4 protein-coding genes and 1 pseudogene are annotated in these 5,293 nt (G+C 67.5%); 3 read left to right on the top strand and 2 right to left on the bottom strand.

All coding sequences use genetic code 11. The annotated features are described in order from the left end of the window. A pseudogene (locus EOA38_RS27075) lies at positions 1–437 on the top strand (hypothetical protein); the annotation flags it as partial. After that, positions 434–889 (top strand): MaoC family dehydratase, encoded by a 456-nt coding sequence (locus EOA38_RS27070; protein WP_127300670.1) that lies wholly within the window; start codon positions 434–436, stop codon positions 887–889. The pseudogene EOA38_RS27075 and the gene EOA38_RS27070, both read left to right, overlap by 4 nt. A 157-nt stretch (positions 890–1,046) precedes the next feature. Here the strand turns inward: EOA38_RS27070 and EOA38_RS40540 are convergent, their stop codons facing one another. Both EOA38_RS40540 and EOA38_RS27060 read right to left on the bottom strand, forming a co-directional pair. Then, positions 1,047–2,618, bottom strand: coding sequence for an alpha/beta fold hydrolase (locus EOA38_RS40540; RefSeq protein WP_245464709.1), 1,572 nt, complete (start codon positions 2,616–2,618; stop codon positions 1,047–1,049). A gap of 206 nt (positions 2,619–2,824) precedes the next feature. Further along, the gene (locus EOA38_RS27060; protein WP_126094606.1) at positions 2,825–3,523 is read right to left on the bottom strand and encodes a helix-turn-helix domain-containing protein; all 699 of its coding nucleotides are present in this window, start codon (positions 3,521–3,523) and stop codon (positions 2,825–2,827) included. 110 nt (positions 3,524–3,633) lie between these two features. Between EOA38_RS27060 and EOA38_RS27055 the strand changes: the two genes are divergently transcribed. After that, positions 3,634–5,040, top strand: coding sequence for an FAD-binding oxidoreductase (locus tag EOA38_RS27055; protein ID WP_126094607.1), 1,407 nt, complete (start codon positions 3,634–3,636; stop codon positions 5,038–5,040). Positions 5,041–5,293 lie beyond the last annotated feature (253 nt).

Raw genomic sequence — 5,293 nt, 5'->3', positions numbered from 1 at the left:
CTTGCGGCCCCGGCTGGGCACTGGTCGGCGATGCCGGCTTCTTCCGCGACCCGCTCACCGCGCACGGCATCTCCGACGCGCTGCGCGATGCCGCGGGCCTGGCGCACGCGGTCCTCGACGGCTCGGCGGCGGCCTTCGCGGCCTGGCAGCAGGAGCGCGACCGGTTCGCCAACCAGATCCTCGACACCACGGACGCGGTAGCGGGTTTCGACTGGACGCTCGCCGACATCGGCGAGCGGCATCGCCGCTTCAGCGCCGTCATGAAAGCCGAGGTCCAGGCGCTGGCCGGACAGCCGATGCCGGTCCTCCGCGCCTCGTCCGCCAAGGGCCGGCCGTATCGGGCGCCGGCCAACCAGGACGAGCCGCAGGCTCCGGCCGGCGCCTCGAATCTGAGCACCTCGAACCTCTACCGCAATCGAACCGGAGCAAGACCATGACTGTGCATTTGACGAAGGACGGGTGGATCGGCGTCATCAAGGGGCGGCCGCGGGTGGGCGCCGTCGCCGAGCGTTCGCGGCGCACGCGACCGCAGGATATCGACGCGTTCGCGGAGATGACCGGCGACCGCAACCCGCTGCATTACGATAAGGCGCTGGCCGAGGCTTCGGTGTTCGGCAAGCTCATTGTGCAGGGCGGCGTCACCTCCGGCATGCTCAACGCGGTGGTAGCGGAGGACCTTCCCGGTCCCGGCTCGGTGTTCCTCGAAGTCTCATGGAAATTCGTCAAGGCGGCCGGCGTCGGCGAATTGATCACCGGCCGCGTCGAGGTCAAGGAGGTGCGCGCCGACAAGCCGATCACAAAGCTGGAGACATCGGTGCGCAACGAAGCCGGCGAGCTCTGCCTAACCGGCACCGCGACAGTGTTCACCGTGCCGCTGGCCAAGGGCTGAACAACTTAGATTGTCCGGAGAAGATTGAGGCCGGTGCCGCAGTGGGCGGGGGGCGTTGGGGTAGCTGAGGCACCGGCCGAAGGCGGAATGAACCGCCGCCACTCAAGATAGGTTTCGCGCGCGGCGGCGAAATTACGCGATCGCGGAAGGAACATGTCTAGGACCCCGCGGTCTCGGCGACGAAGGCGCGGACGTGGCCGACGAACTCATCGAAGGCGGGTTCGCCTTCGAGCAGGATGTGGTTGCGGCTCTCCAGCTCGAAGAAGCGCGCGCCGGGAATGCCCGCGGCCATGGTGCGACCGGATTCGACCGGGGCGACGTTGTCTTCGCGCGCGTGCAGCACCAGGGTCGGCACCCGCACCTTTTCCAAGAGGTCGCTGACATCGATCACGGAGAAGGCGTTCTGCAGGCGCCAGGCGTCGTCCGGCGATATGGTGCGCAGCATCAGATCGTCCATCCAGGCGAAATGCTCGTGCGTGGCGCCGGGGATGAACATGGAGCAGAAAACCTGGCGGAACATCGGGTTCGACTTGCCCCAGCCCTCGCGCATCAGCGTCGCGATCGCCTCGCGCGTCGCGATCTCGCCGGCGTCGCCGCGCGCCCGCCAGCCTTTGACGTAGCCGCCATAGAGGATCATGCCCGACACCTTCTCGGGATGGCGTATGGCGTAGGCGACCGATACCGCGCAGCTCTGCGAGAGGCCGAGAAGCGTGAAGCGGTCGAGCCCGGCCGCCTCGACCACGCATTCGAGGTCCGAGACCATGGTGTCGAACGAGACGTCGACGACGTGGCGCTGCGACAGGCCGTTGCAACGCTCGTCGTAGCGCACCAGTTGGTTCTCGCGCGACAGCGCCGACATCCAGTGCCGCCAGATCGGGCTGTCCCAGTCGAAGGTGAGATGCGACATCCAATGCGCGGCGCGCAGGATGGCCGGGCCGCTGCCGGTCTTGGCAAAAGCAAGCCTCGTGCCGTCGCGGGCCCGGCAGAAGTGGACGGCGCGGCCAGGGTCCTGCGCGGCCATCGGGCTCTTCGCCGGCGAAGGCGATTGCACCGGCGCCACGCCAGTCGCGGCCGGTTGCGGAGAGCGTGGTGCCGGCTGGGCGGCCATTGCCCTGACCTTCTCCTCCAGCGCCTCGATCTCTTCCGCCAGGCCGACATCCTCCGGCAGCAGCCGGCGCAGGCGCCGGGCAAGCGGCAGCGCCCGCCTCGGCTCGCCGGCAAGGCGCTCGACCAGCTCGCGCAATATGCCGAGCTCGACGATCTCGACCTCGCTGGCGACGCCCGCGCGCCAGGCCTCGTATTCGAAGCAGCGGTCGAGCGAGAGATCGGCGAGGAAATCGCCTCGGATCGAACCGGCAACGGCCTCGAGCTCTTCCGTCGACGCCAAGGAAAGATCGCCCTTCGCCAGCGGCAGCAGCCGGGCATAGTCCGTTGCGACCTTGAGGGAGACCGAGTTGCGGTCGGCGACCAGGGCGGATTCGTCGTCGCCGAGCACCTGGCGGATCTTGGACAGGCTCCAGCGTAAGGCGCCGCGCGGATCGTCGGGAATGTCCCAGAAGATCTCGCAAAGCCGCTCGCGCTGATGCGGCTTGCCGGTGACCGCGAGATAGGCGAGCAAGGCTCTCGTCTTGCGCGACGGCGGCAGGTCGAGCAGCGCGCCATCACGGGCCACCTGGAAATCGCCGAGCACGCAGATGTCCAGCGGCCCGATATACGGACCGTCGGTCATGCGACCAGGCACCCTTCGACTGCCATTTACCCCTTTGCTTCTCGCGGCGGGAGATGACCGCACGCAATATCAAAATCGGCCAATTTACGAAAGCCTCGTCGCCACCGGCTTGGGGCTGAGTTACGACAGGACTGGTGGCGGCGAATGTGTGATGGGTAACATTGGCGGCGGTGCGGCGCCGCGACGGGAGGGCCGAACCGAGGATTTCAGCCCGCGGGACTCACGGCGGCGCGGGAGACCGGCCTGATGTGAGCGAACATGCTGCGGGCGTTCCAGGTCGGGAAGGCTCTGGCGAGCGACAGGTCGCCGTCGAGTTGGATGCGGCCCTCGCGGGTGGCCTGGGCCCAAGTAAGCTGTCCGGCGTGCCATTTGACGAAGGCTTCGGCTTCCGCCGTGATGTAGAGGTCCTCGTCGAAGCCAGGGCACATCTTGCAGATCTCGGTGTCTCCAAGCTCGATGAGCAGCCAATAGCGCTCACGGCGCGGGCGGCCCGTGAAGTCGAAACGGATGACGACGCGTCGATCCGGGAGCCTGTCCCTGCGGAGCGCATTGCACATCGACCACAGAGCCACAAAGGGGTCGAGGTGCTGGGGAGCAATCTCGAGCCAATGTGCACCCCACTCGCCGAGCGACTGGCAGACCGTGAAGAGGTCGTGGCCCGCGGACGTGAGCTCATAGTGGCGCCCGCGCCCGTCGGGCTTGGGTGTCGACTCGACGACCCCGACCCATTCGAGCTGCCTGAGCCGCTCCGAGAGCAGCGTACGGGAGAGTCCGGGCGCGCCCTCCAGGATCTCGCTGAAGCTTCCGCAGCCAAGGTACAAATTGCGGATGATCAGCGGTGTCCAGCGCTCGGCGAAAATCTCGGCGCCGCGGGCGATGGGGCAGTACTGGCCGTACGTTCTCACGCCGCCAGTGTTCCACGCCCGCCGTCGGCTGTGAAGTCCAGATTCTTGACTATACGGCAGCGGTCCGCGGTGGTCCGATGTGGCCTTCCTTCGAGTGAGAGGACACGACAATGACAACTATGATCGTCGGCCACCGGAGCCAGCAGCCAAGCGTCGCGGAGATCAACGGATTCCAAGGCCGGCTGATCAGTGCCGACCACGCCGACTACGACATCGCCCGCGCAGTCTGGAACGGCGCCATCGACCGGCGCCCGCGCCTGATCGCCCGATGCATCGGGACCGCCGACGTGATCGCGGCCGTGCGCTTCGCCCGCGACAACGATATGGAGATCGCCATACGAGGCGGAGGCCACAACGTGGCGGGCACCGCCGTTTGCGACGACGGGATCGTCATCGACCTCTCGGCGATGCGGGGCGTGCGAGTCGATCCCGCCGACCGCAGCGCCTGGGTGCAGGGTGGCGCGCTCTGGGGCGACGTCGACCGCGAGACCCAGGCGCACGGTCTGGCCACCACCGGCGGAATCGTGAGCCACACCGGAGTCGCCGGGCTCACCCTCGGCGGTGGCGTCGGCTGGCTGATGCGCAAGCACGGCCTCACAGTCGACAACCTACTCGCCGCCGACGTCGTAACGGCCGACGGTGATCTGCTGCGGGCGTCCGAGGACGAGCACTCCGACCTGTTCTGGGCATTGCGAGGCGGTGGTGGCAACTTCGGCGTGGTCACCTCGTTCGAGTTCCGTCTCCACGCCGTCGGGCCTGCCGTACTGGCCGGGCCCATCCTATGGGACGCAAACGACGCCGGGGATGTCCTCCGCTTCTACCGCGACTTCGTCCGCGATGCTCCCGACGAGCTAGGCACGGTCGTGAGGTTCGGTACCGCCCCGCCGCTGCCCGTCATCCCTGAGGATCTGCACTGGCGCCCCGTGATGATCGTGGGTAGCTGCTACGCCGGGCCGATCGAGGACGGTGAGAAGACGCTCCGCCCGCTCCGCGCATTCGGGACTCCCCTCCTCGACCTGGTCGGGCCCACGCCGTACGTGGGATTCCAGAGCGCTCTCGACTCAACCGTCCCCCACGGCTGGAACTACTACTGGAAGTCCACCCACCTGCCCGAGCTCCACGACGAGCTTGTCGACGTGATCGCCGGGCACGCGTTCTCCTCCTCATCGCCGCGGTCCTACGTGGCGCTGTTCCAACTGAAGGGGGCGGTGAGCCGTGTGGCCGAGGGCGAGACGGCGTTTGGGAACCGCCAGGCGTCGCACGCGATCACCCTGGACGCGGCGTGGCGACCCGGCGAGGACTATGGCGACCAGGACACCGCCTGGACGAGGAGGTTCTTCGCCGCCCTCGGGCCGTTCCGCGAAGGCGTTTACATCAACTTCCTCGGCAACGACGAAGATCCGAACCGGGTCCGCGAGGCGTATGGCGAGCCTGTCTACGACCGGCTGGTGGACGTGAAGACCAAGTACGACCCCGATAACGTCTTCCACCACAACCAGAACATCCGCCCGATTTGAGTGACGTTCGGGGGCAGCATGGGGCCAAGGACGACAGGACGGGTTGCGGGAATGTGTGGTGGGTTACCCTGCGGTGGCGCTGAAACCGCCGATCTCCCCCCTTGTGGGGGAGATGTCGCCGAAGGCGACAGAGGGGGTCGCCGCGCGTGGGGCGCCGGCGTCGTCTCTCGTCGCGAAAGACGTTGGCGATCTAGGTGAGACGACCCCCTCTGGCCTGCCGGCCATCTCCCCCTCAAGGGGGGAGATTGAGCGC

The organism is Mesorhizobium sp. M1E.F.Ca.ET.041.01.1.1, assembly GCF_003997355.1.
Lineage (GTDB): Bacteria > Pseudomonadota > Alphaproteobacteria > Rhizobiales > Rhizobiaceae > Mesorhizobium.
Note: the sequence above shows the minus strand (reverse complement) of the source record. Positions and strands in the feature narration are given on the sequence as shown.